Origin of the sequence: Kribbella sp. NBC_00662, from assembly GCF_041430295.1 — a bacterium.
In the GTDB taxonomy this organism is placed as follows: Bacteria; Actinomycetota; Actinomycetes; order Propionibacteriales; family Kribbellaceae; genus Kribbella.
This window is the reverse complement of sequence record NZ_CP109029.1, coordinates 1,221,999-1,237,219: the sequence shown is the minus strand read 5'-3', so window position 1 is coordinate 1,237,219 and position 15,221 is coordinate 1,221,999. Positions and strand designations below refer to the sequence as shown.

General features: G+C 66.8%; 18 protein-coding genes. 13 read left to right on the top strand and 5 right to left on the bottom strand.

Annotated elements, in window-relative coordinates:
* The first annotated feature begins 33 nt into the window (after positions 1 to 33).
* The gene (locus OHA10_RS06310; protein WP_371405220.1) at positions 34 to 915 is read left to right on the top strand and encodes a carbohydrate ABC transporter permease; all 882 of its coding nucleotides are present in this window, start codon (positions 34 to 36) and stop codon (positions 913 to 915) included.
* On the top strand, positions 915 to 1,745 hold the full coding sequence (locus OHA10_RS06305; RefSeq protein WP_371405219.1) for a carbohydrate ABC transporter permease: 831 nt from the start codon (positions 915 to 917) through the stop codon (positions 1,743 to 1,745). Before OHA10_RS06310 ends, OHA10_RS06305 begins: the two co-directional genes overlap by 1 nt.
* 57 nt (positions 1,746 to 1,802) lie before the next feature.
* Here the strand turns inward: OHA10_RS06305 and OHA10_RS06300 are convergent, their stop codons facing one another.
* The gene (locus OHA10_RS06300) at positions 1,803 to 3,011 is read right to left on the bottom strand and encodes a TerC family protein (protein ID WP_371405218.1); all 1,209 of its coding nucleotides are present in this window, start codon (positions 3,009 to 3,011) and stop codon (positions 1,803 to 1,805) included.
* Positions 3,012 to 3,112: 101 nt separating this feature from the next.
* Here OHA10_RS06300 and OHA10_RS06295 point away from each other — a divergent pair, with 101 nt between their 5' ends.
* On the top strand, positions 3,113 to 3,721 hold the full coding sequence (locus OHA10_RS06295; RefSeq protein WP_371405217.1) for a TetR/AcrR family transcriptional regulator: 609 nt from the start codon (positions 3,113 to 3,115) through the stop codon (positions 3,719 to 3,721).
* 44 nt (positions 3,722 to 3,765) lie between these two features.
* The gene (locus tag OHA10_RS06290) at positions 3,766 to 5,358 is read left to right on the top strand and encodes an FAD-dependent monooxygenase (RefSeq protein WP_371405216.1); all 1,593 of its coding nucleotides are present in this window, start codon (positions 3,766 to 3,768) and stop codon (positions 5,356 to 5,358) included.
* Here OHA10_RS06290 and OHA10_RS06285 read toward each other — a convergent pair.
* Positions 5,325 to 5,888 (bottom strand): helix-turn-helix domain-containing protein, encoded by a 564-nt coding sequence (locus OHA10_RS06285; protein ID WP_371405215.1) that lies wholly within the window; start codon positions 5,886 to 5,888, stop codon positions 5,325 to 5,327. The genes OHA10_RS06290 and OHA10_RS06285 overlap by 34 nt on opposite strands.
* Before the next feature lie 38 nt (positions 5,889 to 5,926).
* On the opposite strand from OHA10_RS06285, the gene OHA10_RS06280 reads away from it, so the two are divergent.
* Positions 5,927 to 6,448 carry an N-acetyltransferase family protein gene (locus OHA10_RS06280; protein WP_371405214.1) on the top strand — a complete coding sequence of 174 codons (522 nt, stop codon included), beginning with the start codon at positions 5,927 to 5,929 and terminating at the stop codon, positions 6,446 to 6,448.
* A gap of 121 nt (positions 6,449 to 6,569) precedes the next feature.
* Here OHA10_RS06280 and OHA10_RS06275 read toward each other — a convergent pair whose 3' ends face one another.
* On the bottom strand, positions 6,570 to 7,136 hold the full coding sequence (locus tag OHA10_RS06275) for a M15 family metallopeptidase (protein ID WP_371405213.1): 567 nt from the start codon (positions 7,134 to 7,136) through the stop codon (positions 6,570 to 6,572).
* Between the two features lie 87 nt (positions 7,137 to 7,223).
* On the opposite strand from OHA10_RS06275, the gene OHA10_RS06270 reads away from it, so the two are divergent.
* The 3 genes from OHA10_RS06270 to OHA10_RS06260 are packed head-to-tail and all read left to right on the top strand — an operon-like array spanning position 7,224 to position 9,511.
* Positions 7,224 to 7,886, top strand: a complete 663-nt coding sequence (locus OHA10_RS06270) for a response regulator transcription factor (RefSeq protein ID WP_371405212.1) — start codon at positions 7,224 to 7,226, stop codon at positions 7,884 to 7,886.
* Positions 7,883 to 8,959, top strand: a complete 1,077-nt coding sequence (locus OHA10_RS06265; protein ID WP_371405211.1) for a sensor histidine kinase — start codon at positions 7,883 to 7,885, stop codon at positions 8,957 to 8,959. Before OHA10_RS06270 ends, OHA10_RS06265 begins: the two co-directional genes overlap by 4 nt.
* A 42-nt stretch (positions 8,960 to 9,001) precedes the next feature.
* Entirely contained in the window at positions 9,002 to 9,511 is a 510-nt protein-coding gene (locus OHA10_RS06260) for an N-acetyltransferase family protein (protein ID WP_371405210.1), read from the top strand.
* On the opposite strand, the gene OHA10_RS06255 is transcribed toward OHA10_RS06260, so the two are convergent.
* Together OHA10_RS06255 and OHA10_RS06250 are read right to left on the bottom strand one after the other, a co-directional pair.
* Positions 9,508 to 10,203 (bottom strand): hypothetical protein, encoded by a 696-nt coding sequence (locus OHA10_RS06255; protein ID WP_371405209.1) that lies wholly within the window; start codon positions 10,201 to 10,203, stop codon positions 9,508 to 9,510. The two genes, OHA10_RS06260 and OHA10_RS06255, sit on opposite strands and share 4 nt — an antisense overlap.
* 42 nt (positions 10,204 to 10,245) lie before the next feature.
* The gene (locus tag OHA10_RS06250; protein ID WP_371405208.1) at positions 10,246 to 11,163 is read right to left on the bottom strand and encodes a M23 family metallopeptidase; all 918 of its coding nucleotides are present in this window, start codon (positions 11,161 to 11,163) and stop codon (positions 10,246 to 10,248) included.
* 343 nt (positions 11,164 to 11,506) lie between these two features.
* Between OHA10_RS06250 and OHA10_RS06245 the strand changes: the two genes are divergently transcribed.
* The 5 genes from OHA10_RS06245 to OHA10_RS06225 all read left to right on the top strand — a co-directional run bounded on the left by OHA10_RS06245 (position 11,507) and on the right by OHA10_RS06225 (position 15,212).
* Complete coding sequence (locus tag OHA10_RS06245) at positions 11,507 to 11,581, top strand: putative leader peptide (protein ID WP_355483003.1); 75 nt, start codon at positions 11,507 to 11,509, stop codon at positions 11,579 to 11,581.
* A gap of 78 nt (positions 11,582 to 11,659) precedes the next feature.
* Entirely contained in the window at positions 11,660 to 12,553 is an 894-nt protein-coding gene (locus OHA10_RS06240; RefSeq protein ID WP_371405207.1) for an amino acid ABC transporter permease, read from the top strand.
* On the top strand, positions 12,550 to 13,302 hold the full coding sequence (locus OHA10_RS06235) for an amino acid ABC transporter ATP-binding protein (protein ID WP_371405206.1): 753 nt from the start codon (positions 12,550 to 12,552) through the stop codon (positions 13,300 to 13,302). The genes OHA10_RS06240 and OHA10_RS06235 overlap by 4 nt, the downstream gene beginning before the upstream one ends.
* Complete coding sequence (locus OHA10_RS06230) at positions 13,302 to 14,255, top strand: ABC transporter substrate-binding protein (protein ID WP_371405205.1); 954 nt, start codon at positions 13,302 to 13,304, stop codon at positions 14,253 to 14,255. Before OHA10_RS06235 ends, OHA10_RS06230 begins: the two co-directional genes overlap by 1 nt.
* Positions 14,256 to 14,264: 9 nt before the next feature.
* Entirely contained in the window at positions 14,265 to 15,212 is a 948-nt protein-coding gene (locus OHA10_RS06225) for an ABC transporter substrate-binding protein (RefSeq protein WP_371405204.1), read from the top strand.
* The last annotated feature ends 9 nt before the right edge of the window (positions 15,213 to 15,221 follow it).

Genomic DNA, 15,221 nt, shown 5'->3' with positions numbered 1-15,221 from the left:
CTCATCGGCGCCCGGAGCGAAGCGAGGACGACGATGAGTACGCCGCGCTCGTTGACGCACCCGGGACGCACCGGGTTGTTGTTGGTCACCCCCGCAGTTCTGTTCGTCGGCGTCTTCGTGCTCGTCCCGTTGGCGTTCGCGTTGGTGATCTCGCTGACCAACTGGCCGCTGATCGGTTCGGTGAAGTTCAGCGGACTGAAGAACTACACGGCGATCGTCTCCGACGCCGCGTTTGCCAAGTCCGTCCTCTACACGCTGCTCTACACGGTCATCGTGACCGGGCCGATCCTGGTGCTCGGCTACGCCCTCGCGATCCTGGTACGCCGCAAGCGCCGGGGCTCCACGCTGTTGCGAACGGTCTTCTTCCTCCCGTTCGTCGTCGGGCTGTCGACGCTCAGCTTCGTCACCGTTCTCGAGGCGCAGCCGGAGAGCGGCGTGATCAACATCGTGCTGAAGAAACTCGGGATCACCGACGGTACGACGGCCTGGCTGGTGGACGGGCCGCTCGCGACCGGACTGATCTGTGTGCTGGTCATCTGGGCGGTCAGCGGACTGACGATGATGCTGTTGATGGCCGGGATGCAGGCGATCCCGCGGGAGTACTACGAGTCCGCCGAGCTGGATGGGGCCGGCTGGTGGAAGACCGAGCGGGAGATCACGATCCCGATCCTGCGACGGACGATCGCGATGGCGGTGATCATCTCGGTGATCGGCTCGCTGCTCGCGTTCTCGCAGTTCTACATCCTGACCCGCGGCGGGCCGGGTATCGACACCACGACGGTGGTCCAGTACATCTACAACCGGGCCTTCGTCCAGCTGCAGCTCGGTGCCGCGACCGCGCTGTCGATCGTGCTCGTGATCGTGGTCGGCCTCGTCACCGCTGCCCAGTTCCGGCTGCTCCGGGAGAAGGACTGATGAGACTCAAGAACACCTTCTACGTGATCGGCGGCGGTGGCGCCTTCCTGGTCTTCGCCGTACCGTTGCTGTGGGCACTCTTCCGCTCGGTGCAGCCGAACGACGTGATCGTCGCGGCCCCGAATGCGTCCACGTTCTTCCATCTGACCTGGGACAACTTCCGGACGCTGATCGAGGGCCCGGGCAACCTGATTCGGGCCGTGGGCAACAGCCTGGTCGTTGCCCTGAGCACGGCCATCCTGACGGCGCTGCTCGCGACATTTGCCGGGTACGGGTTCGCGCGGTTCCGGTTCCGCAGCGCACCGGTGCTGTTCGCGCTCGTGGTGGTGTCGATGATGATCCCGTTCCAGGCGATCCTGACCCCGCTCTACCTGGAGATGAACACCCTCCGGCTGACCGACAGCCTGTTCGGCCTGGTGCTGTTCTACACCACGGTCAACCTGCCCTTCGGCGTCTTCGTGATGCGCAACTCGTTCGCCTCGGTCCCGGTCGAGCTCGAGGACTCCGCACACGTAGACGGCTGCGGCACCCTCCGCATGCTCGGCTCGGTCCTCCGCCCCCTGATCATGCCTGGCGCCGCCACCGTAGCCCTCTACGCCTTCCTGGCCGCCTGGACCGAGTTCCTGGGCGCCCTCACCTTCCTCACCAAGGACGAGCTCTACACACTTCCCGTCGCCCTCGTGAACGTCCAAGCCGGCGCCTACGGCGAAATCAACTTCGGCTCCCTCGTCGCCGGCGCGGTCATCGCCATGATCCCCTGCGTGATCCTGTACGTCGGCCTCCAACGCTTCTACGTCACCGGCCTCGCGTCGGGAGCGGTCAAAGGCTGACTTTGAGCACCCACCAACCATTTCACCGCGCCCGAAGTGGTTGGTGCGTGCACAAGGTCAAAGGCTAGGGCGGACTTCGTGGTCGGCGTGGGCGGCGGCGTGGGCTTCGCCTACCTGGCGGCAGAGGGCCATCAGATCCTCCTCGTTGAGGACGTGTTGTTTGGCCTTCGGGCCTAGTTCGGTGATGTGGTCGCGGGCGCGGAGGAGGCGTTGGAAGACGCGCTCGCGCTCGGCGGGGTCGTCGGTGTACTCCGGGTCGAGGTACGCGTTCGCGTCGCGGCGGATGTGGGCCATCGCCGTCTGCGTGCGGCCGCGGGTGCTGAACAGGGAGGCGAAGATCGTGATCAGCAGGACGACCAGGATCACCGCCAGCGAGAGGCCGGTGCTGATCTCCACCACCTCGACGGGCTCGCCGCCGTTCACGAACGGCAGGTTGTTCTCGTGCAGTGCGTGCAGGATCAGCTTGGCGCCGATGAACATCAGGATCGCGGCCAGTCCGAACGACAGGTAGATCAACCGGTCCAGCAGGCCGTCGAGCAGGAAGAACAGCTGCCGCAGGCCGAGCAGGCTGAACGCGGTCGCGGTGAACACGACGTACACGTTCTGGGTCAGGCCGAAGATCGCCGGGATCGAGTCGAGCGCGAACAGCAGGTCCGTGGCGCCGATCGCGACCATCACCAGCAGCATCGGCGTCAGCACCCGGCGGCCGTCGACCACGGTGGTCAGCCGGTCGCCGTCGTACTCCTCGCTGGTCCGGAAGAGCCGCCGGGCCAGCCGGACGACCACGTTCTGCGCCTGGTGCGACTCCTCGGTCTCCGGTTTGAGCATGTTCCCGGCGGTCAGCAGCAGCGCGACCCCGAACAGGTAGAACACCCAAGAGAACGTGTGCAGCAGCGCCGAGCCGGCGAAGATGAACGCGGTCCGGGCGATGAGGCTGACCACGATGCCGACCAGCAGCACCTTCTGCTGGTTCTCCCGGGGCACCCGGAAGCCGGTCATGATGATCAGGAACACGAACAGGTTGTCGACCGAGAGCGCCTTCTCCGTGACGTACCCGGCGAAGTACTCCGAACCCATCTCGGCGCCGCCGATGATCAGCGCGCCGAGACCGAACAGGACCGCGATCCCGACGTACAACCCGGACCAGACCGCGGCCTCGCGCAGTGTCGGGACGTGTGCCGAGCGGACGTGGAAGAAGTAGTCGAACAGCAGCAGGCCGACGATCGCGACCAACGTCAGCACCCAGACCAGCGGGGACACCGTCATGTCGTAACCCAACCATGGCGGGCCGCCGGGATTCCCGCCTTAGGGTGAAATTGCCTAAAAGGCATCTTTGCTCTTTCGGCAACTTCTGCTACGGTCGTGTCATGGCCGAAGGGTTGCGGGAGCGGAAGAAGCAGGAGACGCGGATCGCGTTGAGCTGGGCGGCGGTCCGGCTCGCCGTCGAGCGTGGGTACGGCGCGGTCCGGATCGAGGACATCGCCGCCGAGGCCGGGGTCTCGCTGCGGACGTTCCGCAACTACTTCGACAGCAAGGCGGACGCGATCGCCGCGCGCGAGGTGGATCGCACTCTGCGGATCGCCGAAGAGCTCCGGGCGCGGCCCGCCGACGAGCCGTTGTGGGTGGCGATCCGGGCCGCGATCGAGGCCCATTTCGCGCTCGGCGAGGAGGGCCACGGCGGGCGGCGTCCGCCGGACGAGCAGTGGATCAAGGGCATCCGGTTGATGATGACCGAGCCCCAGCTACAGGGTGCGATCGCGCGGGCGTACGCACGGGTCGGCGACGAGATGGCTGCCGCTATCGCCGATCGGACCGGGACCACCGGGCTGTATCCACGGCTGGTCGCGGAGGTGATCGGCGCAGCCCGCGGGGTCGTGATGGCCGAGTGGTTGCGGGCCGATCCGCCGCGGTCGATCGCCGACCTGCTGTCCGAGGCGCTCGACCAGGTCGAGGCCGGCCTGCCCGTGCCTGAATAAACCAACTTCTTGATTCCCCTGACCAGCCGTCGGGGTGGTCAGTCATGCCCAAACGGAGGATCGCCATGGACGCCGAAGTCGTCATTGCCGGGGCCGGACCGAACGGCCTCATGCTCGCCATCGAACTGCGCCTCGCCGGAGTCCAGCCTCTGGTGCTGGAGCGCTTGCCGGAACCGAATACGACGCCTCGCGCCAACGGGCTGGTCGGCCAGGTGGTGCGGATGCTCGACCGGCGCGGTTTGTACGAGCCTCTCGCCGCTACGCCGGGGCCGCCGCAGCCGCAACCGGCGTACATCTTCGGCGCCATGGAGTTGCCGCTCGAGATGATCGAGGACAACCCCGTCTACATGCTGCCCGTGCCTCAGGTCCGGGTCGAGGCAGTACTGCGCGAGCGTGCGCTGGAGCTCGGCGCCGAGATCCGTCAGGGGCATGAGCTGTCTGGTTTGTCGCAGGATGTGGACTCGGTGTTGGTGGAGGTGACCGGTCCGGACGGTGTGTACGAGTTGCGGACCCGCTATCTCGTCGGCGCCGACGGCGGCCACAGCCTCACCCGCAAGCTGGCCGGCATCGACTTCCCCGGCGTGACGAACGACCGCATGGTCTCCCGTACGGCGAGCGCTCAGGTGCCGGCGGAGCTCATCGATCCGGAAACCGGTGCGCTGAACGTCCCGGGGTACGGCGTGATTCCGCCGTTCATGCATCATCGGACCGAGCGGGGGATGTTCGTGTTCGCGCCGTTCCCCGGGCGTGCGGCGGTGAGTACGGGCGAGTGGGGCGATGCTGCCGACGACGTCGAGATGTCGCTCGAGGAGCTGCAGGAAAGCGTTGATCGCGTGCTCGGCGTACATCTTCCGCTGACGCCGCCGGAGGGGGACGGGCCGCGGTTGCTGCGGCGGCTCGTCGGCGGGAACAGCCGGCTGGCCGACCGCTATCGCGAAGGGCGGGTGCTGCTGGTCGGGGATGCTGCCCACGTGCACTCGGCGATGGGTGGGCCTGGGTTGAATCTCGGTCTGCAGGATGCGATCAACCTGGGTTGGAAGTTGGCCGCAGAGGTGAAGGGGACGGCGCCCTCGGGGTTGCTGGACACTTACGAGTCCGAGCGGCGGCCGGTGGGGGAGCGGGTCGTCATGCAGACCCAGGCGCAGACCGCGTTGATTGCTCCAGGCAACGAGGTGACCGCGCTGCGCGAACTGTTCGGCGAGCTCCTGACCGAGCCGCGGAACGTCCAGCGGATCGCAGACCTGATCACCGGCGCCGACGTCCGGTACTACGAGGGCTCGCACCCGCTTGTCGGCCGGTGGGCTCCAGACCTGACGGTAGATGGTGCGGCGTCGGCCTCCTCGCCCCTCGCATCGGTGCCCTCTTTTCCCGTGCGGGTGCGGTTGGCCGAGTTGATGCGTGCGGGGCGCCCGCTCCTCCTGGATCTCACCCCGGCCGGCACCTTCGCGGCGACCGCCGTGCCTGACCAGGTCGACGTGATCACCGGCAGCAGCGATCGCCAGATCGCCTTGCTGATAAGGCCTGACGGGTACGTCGCCTGGGCCGCGGAACAGGACGGGATCGCCGAGCAGGACGGTCTGCGCGATGCGCTCACTACGTGGTTTCAGGCGCGGCCTTTGACGAGTGCGACGAGGTAGCGGCACGGCGCCGTACCTGGGTTGTGGAAGGTCGTCGCCGAGGGCGGCCCGAGCTGTAGGCAGTCGCCGGTGTGCAGTTCGTGGACCTGCGGTCCTTCGTGGAAGCGGAGATGGCCGTCGAGGATCCACAGCTGCTGGTATTTGAAGATGTACGCGTCGGCCGGGTAGGAGACCGATGCGCCGGCCGGAAGCTCGACCTCGACCAGCTCGAGCGACGAGTCGGTCACCGGGGACACCGCGCGTCGGTGGTACCCGGTGACCGGGTCCGTCCAGACCGGCTGATCCTCCGCCCGCCGCAGGAGCTCGCCGGTGTTCTCCGCGCGAGCGACGAGCTCGGACAACGTCATACCGAGCGCACCCGACAACTTCCCGAGGAGTACGGCGGTGGGCTGCGCCTCGCCCCGCTCGATCTTCCCGATCATCGCCCGCGACACGCCTGAACGCTCCGCCAGCGCGTTGACGGACAGGTCCTGCGCGGTTCGCGCCTGCTGCACGGTCGTGGCCAGGGAACGAGACAGATCGTCAATCACGTTGCCACTATAGCGGCAGTTGTGGCTACTATCGTGCCATGGTTCAGGTTAGAGACGCCTCGGCGGCCGACGCCGAGGCCTGCGCGGCGATCTACGCCCCCTACGTCACCGACTCCGCCGTCACCTTCGAGATCGACCCGCCCGGCCCCGCGGAGATGGCCGAGCGGATCACCCAGGCCCAGTCCACCCACGCGTGGCTGGTCGCCGAGGACGACGGCCGCGTCGTCGGCTACGCGTACGGGGGCCCGATGAAACCGCGCGCGGCGTACCGCTGGTCCTGCGAAGTCAGCGTCTACCTGGAGCCGGGCCGCCGCCGCACCGGCACCGGCCGCGCCCTCTACGAGGCCCTCTTCACTCGCCTCACCGCCCGCGGCTACCGCACCGCCGTAGCCGGCATGACGCTCCCCAACCCCGCCAGCGAAGGCCTCCACAAATCCCTCGGCTTCGAACCCATCGGCACCTACCGAAACATCGGCTGGAAACTCAACAACTGGCACGACGTCGCCTGGGTCCAACGCCCTCTCGCCGTCCTCCCGGACCCACCCGAAGAACCCAGGTAAGCGGGCTGAGATCTGCATCTGGGCAGGATGTGTAGATGATCTTCCAGCAGTTCGAGCGGTGTTGGAGCGGCCGAACTGGGGCTTGGGGGCAGACCTCCTGTCGAGATGCAGGCGAGTCCGGCTAGTTCTTGGTGGGATCCGTCATCGGTGGGCAGTCGTCGCCTGGTTTGGTGACGAGTTCGAAGTGCCAGATTTCGTTGGTGAGGGTCTGGCAGAGGCCGTAGCGGTTGCCATGGCGGGTTAGCCAGTCGTCGGCGTTGGTGGGGCCTATGTCTACGGCGTGGCCGGTTACATGGTGGGATTCATCGGGCTCGGCTACGTATTCGAGGGCCTTCTTCTTGCTGCCGTATTTGCGGATTGCCTTGTCCAGCAGCTCTTCCTGGTACTTCTTGCTGCGCCAGCCTGTGGTGACCTGCATCTCGATGCCGTCGTGCTTCATGGCGGTTTCGGCCTGCTGGACTGCTTTGCGGAGGGCAGGGTCGAGTTTGGCGATGCCGGGGAGGTCGGTGTCGTACGCCGAGGTGTGGTCGGGGAGTACGCCGTCCGCCGCGCGAGGTGAGCCGGAGGTTGACGGGGTGGCGTCGTCCTGGGCGGAGACCGCTGTGCACGAGGTCAGGGTGAGACAGGTGACTGCGGCAACGATCGCCAGGACGGTTGTCCGATAGGCAGATGGGTGATCGGTCAGCATGCCGACAGTTCATCCGAGGCGATGTTGCGAGAGCGTCTGTAAATCCGGATACGTTTTCGATACGCCCGGCCTGGTTCAATGGGTGATATGCGGGTGCTGATTGTCGAGGACGAGGTCTATCTCGCCGAGGCGATCCAGGCGGGGCTGCGGCTGGAGGCGATCGCGGCGGACCTGGCGTTCGACGGCAACACCGCAATGGAATCCGTGACGGTCAACGCGTACGACGTGGTGGTCCTCGACCGCGATCTGCCGGGGCTGAGCGGTGACGAGGTCTGTCGGCGGGTTGTTGCGCAGGGCATCGGATGCCGGGTGCTGATGCTGACCGCGGCCGGCGATCTCGACGACAAAGTCACCGGGTTCGAGCTCGGCGCCGACGACTACCTGACCAAACCGTTCGAGCTGCGCGAGCTCGTCGTACGCCTCAGAGCTCTGGTACGCCGACCCGCTGCCGCCACACCGACGATCATCGAGTACGCCGGGGTCCGGCTCGACCCGTACCGGCGCGAGGTCTACCGAGCCGGCCGCTACGTGAAGCTCGCGCGCAAGCAGTTCGCCGTGCTGGAGGTGCTGATGGCGGCTCGCGGCGGGGTCATCAGCGCGGAAACGCTGCTGGAGAAGGCCTGGGACGAGAACGCGGACCCGTTCAGCAACGCAGTACGGCTGACGATCTCGGCGTTGCGGAAACGGCTGGGAGATCCATGGGTGATCCACACCGTGCCGGGCGTCGGCTACCGGATCGGCGAGCCGTGAGCGACGAGCGGCTGATGACGTGGCGGCCGCGGTTGACGGTTCGGCTGCGGTTGACGTTGAGCTACGCGGGTCTGCTCGTCGTGGCTGGTGCCGTGGTCGCGTGCGTCATCTGGCTGGTCTTCCGGATCGTGCCGAACTACCCGCTCACCGCCGCCAACCCGCACGACCAGCAGCCTGCTCCGACCCGCGGCGAGATCCTCCACCTGGTGGTCACGCTGTCCGGATGGGCGCTGGGATTCCTGACGGTCATCGGGCTCGTCGGTGGCTGGTTCCTCGCGGGCCGGATGCTGAAGCCGCTGCAGGACATCACCGCGGCTGCGCGCAAGGCGGCGAGCGGGTCGCTCGATCATCGGATCGGACTGACCGGGATCCGGGACGAGTTCACCGATCTGTCGGACACGTTCGACGAGATGCTCGAGCGGTTGCAGCGGTCGTTCGAGCAGTACCGGCGGTTCGCGGCGAACGCCTCGCACGAGCTGCGGACACCGTACGCGGTGATGAAGACGATGCTCGACGTGGCGCAGGCGGATCCGGAGCATCAGGACGTGCCGCAGCTGGTGAAGCGCCTGGCCGAGACCAACCAGCGCGGGATCAACATCGTCGAGACGCTGCTCAGTCTGACGGCGCTCAGCAACCGGCAAGTGGAGCTGGACCCGGTCGATCTGTCCGCGGTACTGCGGTCCGCGTGGCCGGCGCTCTCGTCGGAGGCGGCCGAGGCCGGTGTGGCGCTGGCGTCCGAGATCGAAGAGTCCGTTGTAGAGGGCAACGACGTGTTACTGCATCAACTGGTAACAAATCTCGTGCAGAACGCGATCCGGCACGGTGGTGGCGCCGTCTCGGTGACGGTTGCGCACGGGACTCTCGTCGTACGGAACGGCGGGCCCGTCCTCGATCCCGCGATGGTGCGGACGTTCGTCGAGCCGTTCGCGAAGAGCAGGTACGGCGCCGGGCACGGGCTGGGGCTCGCGCTGGTGGATCGGATCGTCGAGGTCCACCACGGGCGGTTGGAGTTGGTCGCGAACAGAGACGGCGGGCTGACGGCAACCGTCGTACTGCCCGAGACGGATGCCTGACCCGGCAAGCGGTTGGCCTGGCCCGCGGGGGAGGATGGTGCGGTGAGTGACGAACGACCTTCAGCCGAGCATGAGGTGACCGTACGACGTGCCGTCGAGGAGGACGACGCCGCGCTGCTCGCGATCGAGCAGGTCTCGTGGGACGCGTCGTCAGGGTTCCCATCGTACCAGGACGGCCTGTCGGACACGTTCTTCGCGCGGAGTGGTCCGGAGGCGCATCTGGTCGCGGAGTACGACGGGGAGGTCGTCGGGTATCTGCGCTTGCAGGACAAGTACCCGTTCCCGGAAGGCGCCGGCGTACTGACGATCAACGGTCTCGCGACCGCACCCGGCGCGCGCCGGTTGGGGGTGGCATCCGCACTCCTGAACGCGGCTGCGGCTGAGGGGGTATTGCGGGGTGCCCGCAAGATCAGCCTGCACGTCCACAGCACCAACGCCCCCGCCCGCCGCCTCTACGAACGCCACGGCTACGTCGTCGAAGGCACCCACCCCAACGAGTTCCTCATCGAGGGCGACCTGATAGCCGCCCTCGACATGGCGAAGATGCTTTAGCGGCTGATGACGGGCGAGAAGATGTTCCAGATGCTGCTCGTCCCCGGCACATAGACGCGGTAACGGCGGGTCCGGTTCGGGTAGTAGTTGTAGGTCACCTGGCCAACGCTGTTGGTGGTGACGTACGCGAGGCCCTTCCAGGTCGACGTGCCGATGTCCTGGTACTGGATCAGGACCTGCTTGTTCGCCCAGCGGATGTAGCGGTCGCTGCTCGGTTTCCAGTACGAGACGGTAGTAAGCAGCGCCGTACGGCTGCCCTTCCGGCCCCCAGTGAGGGCAACCGCTGAAGCGCAGCGCGAGACCGAGGTCGCGGAGGCCAGGTCGGCGACCTTGGTGCCGTTGATGTTGGTCGCGCCGCCGGCGGGTGTCCACGTGATGGTGCCGATCGGCGGAACCGTCCCGTAGAAGCCGAACTGGGCCACGCGATTCCCGTACGTGAACTCGAGCCTGCCTTGCGGGTTCGGTGTGACAGCTGGGGTGCTCTTCCAAACCGCGGTGTAGATGGTGTCCGGGCAGCCGGCGCCGAACCGTGCAAGGAAGTTGTTGTAGGTCGCGCCGACGCTGATCCGGGAAGGCACCCAGAGCGAGCACGTCGCCGTGGCCTGCTGCTGGGCGGCGTCGGCGGGCTGGATCGTGACAAGGCTGGCTGCCATCAGGGCGAGGACAGCCAGCGTCGTCTTGTAGAGCTTCAAGAGTTCCCCCTCTTGGAAGTGTGTGGGGGAACGCTAGCCGATCTACGGGTTGAGGCCGTGGTCGCGGAGCCAGGGTTCGGGGTCGATGGGGGCGCCGCCGCCGGGGAGGACCTCGAAGTGGACGTGGGGGCCGGTGGTGTTGCCGGTCATGCCGATGCGGCCGACCATCGTGCCGGCCTGGACCGAGTCGCCGACGGAAACGTCGAACTCTTCCATGTGGCTGTACGACGTGACCGTGCCGTCGGCGTGACGGACCTTGACCTGGCGGCCGTACGCGCCTTCCCAGTCGGCCTGGATGACCTCGCCGGCCATCACCGAACGGACCGGAGTACCCATCGGGGCGGCGAAGTCGAGACCGGTGTGGTTGTGGGCCCAGCGGCCGCCGGCCTGGTTGAAGCGGGCGGTCAGGTGGTACCCGGTCGTCGGGAGGACGATCTTCGGCGCGGCCTTGGCGATGGCGGCCGCCTTCGCGGCTGCCGCCTTCTTCGCCGCGGCCAGAGCCTTGGCCGAGTCGGCGGCCTTCTTCGCCGAGGCTGCCTTCGCCGCGGCGAGGGCGAGCGCCCGGCGCTGCGTCAGCGTCGCATTCGCGGCCAGCTTCGCGGCGCGCTGCTTCGCGGCCTTGTCGGCCGCTGCCTTCTTGGCCGTGGCGAGCGAAAGGTCGATCCGGGAGGTATCGCGGGAACCGAGGTCGCGACGGTCGATCCGGGCGGAGGTGAGAGCGCCGGCCTGTGAGGGGCTCAGGCCGGTGCCTGCGTTCGCGGTGGCCGGACCGGCCGCGGACGAGCTGAGTCCGACGGCGGTGGTGCCGGCCGCGGCAGCCAGAGCGGCGGTCAGGCCGATCAGCTGGGTACGGCGGGTTGCGAGTCGACTGATGGAGCGGTGCTTGGCCACCCGGCGCGGGGCAGCCGGACGACTTGACGTCGGCCGATCTGTCTCCGGCACGTCTTGGTGAGTAGGCACGAGAAAACCTTCCAGGGAGGGGCGTTCGCCGTCAGGGAGGGGTACGGCGACCTGAACGACCATAACGACGGCATCACAGCGGCCTCAAACACGGATTGCGAAAAGATCAACGAAATCGAACACGCTCGGTGAGGCGTTCCTACCGCCGCGTACGCGTTCAGGCGTGAACCTGCCGAGTGAAGACTCAACTATCGGCGTGACGCGGATCACCGGCCGATTGGCGCCGAACAGCCCCTCCGGACCGGTATAAGGCGTCCATATATTGAGAGCTTTGTCGACCCACTTACTAAACTTTCAATGCCGTCCCATACTGAAATGACACGAGCGACGAGAGGAGACGGAGATGACGCGCAAGCCGCCGTACTACCGCCTCCACATCGACCTTCTCCGGGTCTCCAGCGCGCTCTGTCTGCGCTGAGCTGAACCCCTTCTCGTACCGCTGAGACGTCCCGTTCCGGACGTCCGCGAAGCCTGCCCACCGCCTGGGAGTCTCATCGTGTCCACTACTTCAGTCACGTCTGTGTCCGGTGCGTCCGGTCCGCCGACGTCCGCCCTACCGCTCGAAGCCGACCTGCCCGTCGTCGCCCGCCGGCATCCATGGCGCTGGGTCGGTGTCGCCGTTGTCCTTGTCCTGCTGGCGATGTTCGTGCATGGTCTCGCCACCAACCCGGGTTGGGACTGGCCGACGTTCTTCCAGTTCTTCGCCACCAGGACGATCTTCTCCGCGCTCTGGGTGACCGTGCAGCTGACCGTGTACGGCACGGTGCTCGGGTTCGTCCTCGGCGCCGTCCTCGCGTCGATGCGCCTGTCCAGCAGCCCTTTCCTGCAAGTAGTTGCCTGGGGCTACATCTGGGCGTTCCGCTCGATCCCGCTGATCGTGCAGCTGCTGTTCTGGTTCAACATCGCGTACCTGTACAAGGAACTGAGCATCGGCATCCCGTTCGGCCCGGAGTTCGTGCACTTCAGTACGAACAACCTGTTCGGCCCGCTCGGCGCCGCCGTCCTCGGGCTCGCGTTGCACCAGGCGGCGTACGCCGCGGAGATCATCCGCGGCGGGATCATCTCGGTCGACGCCGGCCAGCTGGAAGCGGCGGCAGCGTTGGGGATCCGGCGGATCCGGCAGTTCTTCCGGATCGTGCTGCCGCAGGCGATGCGGTCGATCCTGCCGAACGGCGCGAACGAGGTGATCAGCCTGTTCAAGGGCACCTCGATCGTCTCGGTGATGGCGATCCCCGAGCTCTTCTACCAGGTGCAGGTGATCTACGGCCGGAACAGCCGCGTCGTACCGCTGCTGATGGTTGCGACGGTCTGGTACATCGTGCTGACCACGCTGCTGTCGATCGTGCAGTACTACGTGGAGCGCCGCTTCGCCCGAGGTACTACGCGATGATCGACGTGAAGGGTGTGCACAAGAGCTTCGGCGAGCTCGAAGTCCTGAAGGGCATCGACCTCGACGTGCCGGCGGGCGCGGTCACCGTGATCCTCGGACCGTCGGGATCAGGCAAGTCGACGTTGCTGCGGTCGATCAACCACCTGGAGAAGGTGGACCGCGGGCTGATCAAGATCGACGGCGAGCTGATCGGGTACAGGCGACGCGGCAACAAACTGCACGAGCTCCGCGAGCGAGAGATCCTGCGGCAGCGGTCGCAGGTCGGGTTCGTGTTCCAGACCTTCAACCTGTTCGGGCACCTGACCGTGCTGCAGAACGTGGTCGAGGCGCCGGTCTCGGCGCAACGCCGCAAGCGCAGCGTGGTCGAGCCGTACGCGCGGGAGCTGCTGGAGCGCGTCGGGGTCGGCGACAAGGCCGACGTGTACCCGCGGCAGCTGTCCGGCGGTCAGCAGCAGCGGGTCGCGATCGCCCGCGCGCTGGCGCTGAAGCCGAAGGTCCTGCTGTTCGACGAGCCCACCAGCGCGCTCGACCCGGAGCTGGTCGGCGAGGTCCTCGACGTGATCAAGGAACTCGCCCGCGACGGCGCCACGATGGTCGTCGTCACCCACGAGATCGGCTTCGCCCGGGAGATCGCCGACACGGTGGTCTTCATCGACGGCGGCCGCATCGTCGAATCGGGTCCACCGCGCGACGTCCTCGACAACCCTGTCCACGAGCGCACTCGCGCCTTCATCTCGAAGGTCCTCTGATGAAACGTTCTCTGTACGCCGTTGTCGCGGGAGCCGCCGCACTCGCGCTGGCCCTGGCCGGATGCGCCGGCGACCCTCAGGCCGTCGCCGCCTCCGACACCGGTGTGAATACCTCCGCCGATCAGAACCGCATCACCACCAGTCGCAACGATGCGGCAGCAGCATTGCTGCCGGCCAAGGTCCGCGATCGGGGCACGCTGATCGTCGGCGGCGGGTTCGGCTCCGGGAGTGTGCCGCTCGGGTTCTACGCCGACGACAACAAGACCCCGATCGGTCTCGAGGTCGACATCGCGTACCTCGTCGCCGAGGCGCTCGGGCTGAAACCGGAGATCGAGGTGACGAGCTGGGAGAACCTGTTCGTCGGACTCGACTCCGGCAAGTACGACGTGGGGTTCTCGAACATCACCGTGACGGAGAAGCGGAAGCAGAAGTACGACTTCGCGACGTACCGCAAGGACGACATCGCGTTCGAGGCGAAGAAGGGCGGGACCTGGCGGGTCTCCGGCGGGAAGGACATCGCCGGGAAGACGATCGCGGTCGGGTCCGGCACGAACCAGGAGAAGATCCTGGTCGACTGGAACGAGGCGAACGTCAAGGCCGGGTTGCCGGCAGCAACGATCAGGTACTTCCAGAAGAACACCGACACGTACCTGGCGTTGAGTTCGGGGCGGATCGACGCGTACCTCGGGCCGAACCCGTCGATCGCGTACCACGTGAAGACGTCGGGCGAGACCGAGACCATCGGCAAGTTCTCCGGCGCCGGTCCGACGCTGCAGGGCCTGATCGCCGCGACGACCAAGAAGGACGACGGCCTGGTGAAGGCCTACCAGGCGGCGCTGAACGCGGTCATCGCGGACGGCAGCTACGCGAAGGTCCTGGCCCGCTGGAACGTCGCCACAGAAGCGGTCACCAAATCCGAGATCAACCCACCCGGCCTCCCCCTGACGAGCTGAGGACAACTGATGAGAACACGTTGGAGTTTGCTGCTCGCGGCGGTTCTGCTGGCTGCGGTCGGTTGCGCCGATCCGAAGACGGACACAAAAGCAGCATCGTCAGAAGTTGCCTTTGACACCTCTGCGAAGCAGGAGCACATCACCTCCTCGAAGGTGGACAGCATCGCGGCTGAGTTGCCGGCCGCTGTGCGGGACAGCGGGAAGCTGGTTGTCGGGAACGGGTCCGCGGGCGGTGGGTTGCCGCCGCTCGGGTTCACGGCGGATGACAACAAGACGCCGATCGGGGTCGAGATCGACATCGCGTACCTGGTCGCGAGTGTGCTCGGGCTGAAGCCCGAGATCGATACGACCAGTTGGGAGAACCTGTTCCTCGGACTGGACTCGGGCAAGTACCAGGTCGGGATCTCCAACATCGGCGTGTCCGAACTGCGCAAGGAGAAGTACGACTTCGCGACGTACCGTCTCGGCCTGCACGCTTTCGAGGCGAAGAAGGGTTCGGGGCTGAAGGTCACCGGCCCGGCCGACATCTCCGGCAAGACCGTCGCGGTCAGCTCCGGAACGCTCCAGGAAGCGATCCTCGTCGACTGGAACAAGCAGAACGTCGCGGCCGGCCGCAAGCCCGCGAACCTCAAGTACTACCAGCAGGCGGCGGACACGTACCTCGCGCTGCAGTCCGGCCGCATCGACCTGTACCTCGGCCCGAACCCGAACGCGTCGTACCACGTCGCGACCCAGCACCAGACCGAGATCGTCGGCACGGTCTCGTCCAGCTACCCGGTGCAAGGGCTCGTCGGGATCACCACGAAGAAGGACGACGGCCTGGTCAAGCCGCTCGCCGACGCGCTGAACGCGGCGATCGCGGACGGCAGCTACGCGAAGGTCCTGGCCAAGTGGGGCCTGCAGGCCGAGGCCGTCCCGAAGTCGTTGATCAACCCGCCCGGTCTGCCGAAGAAATAGGAGAACTCG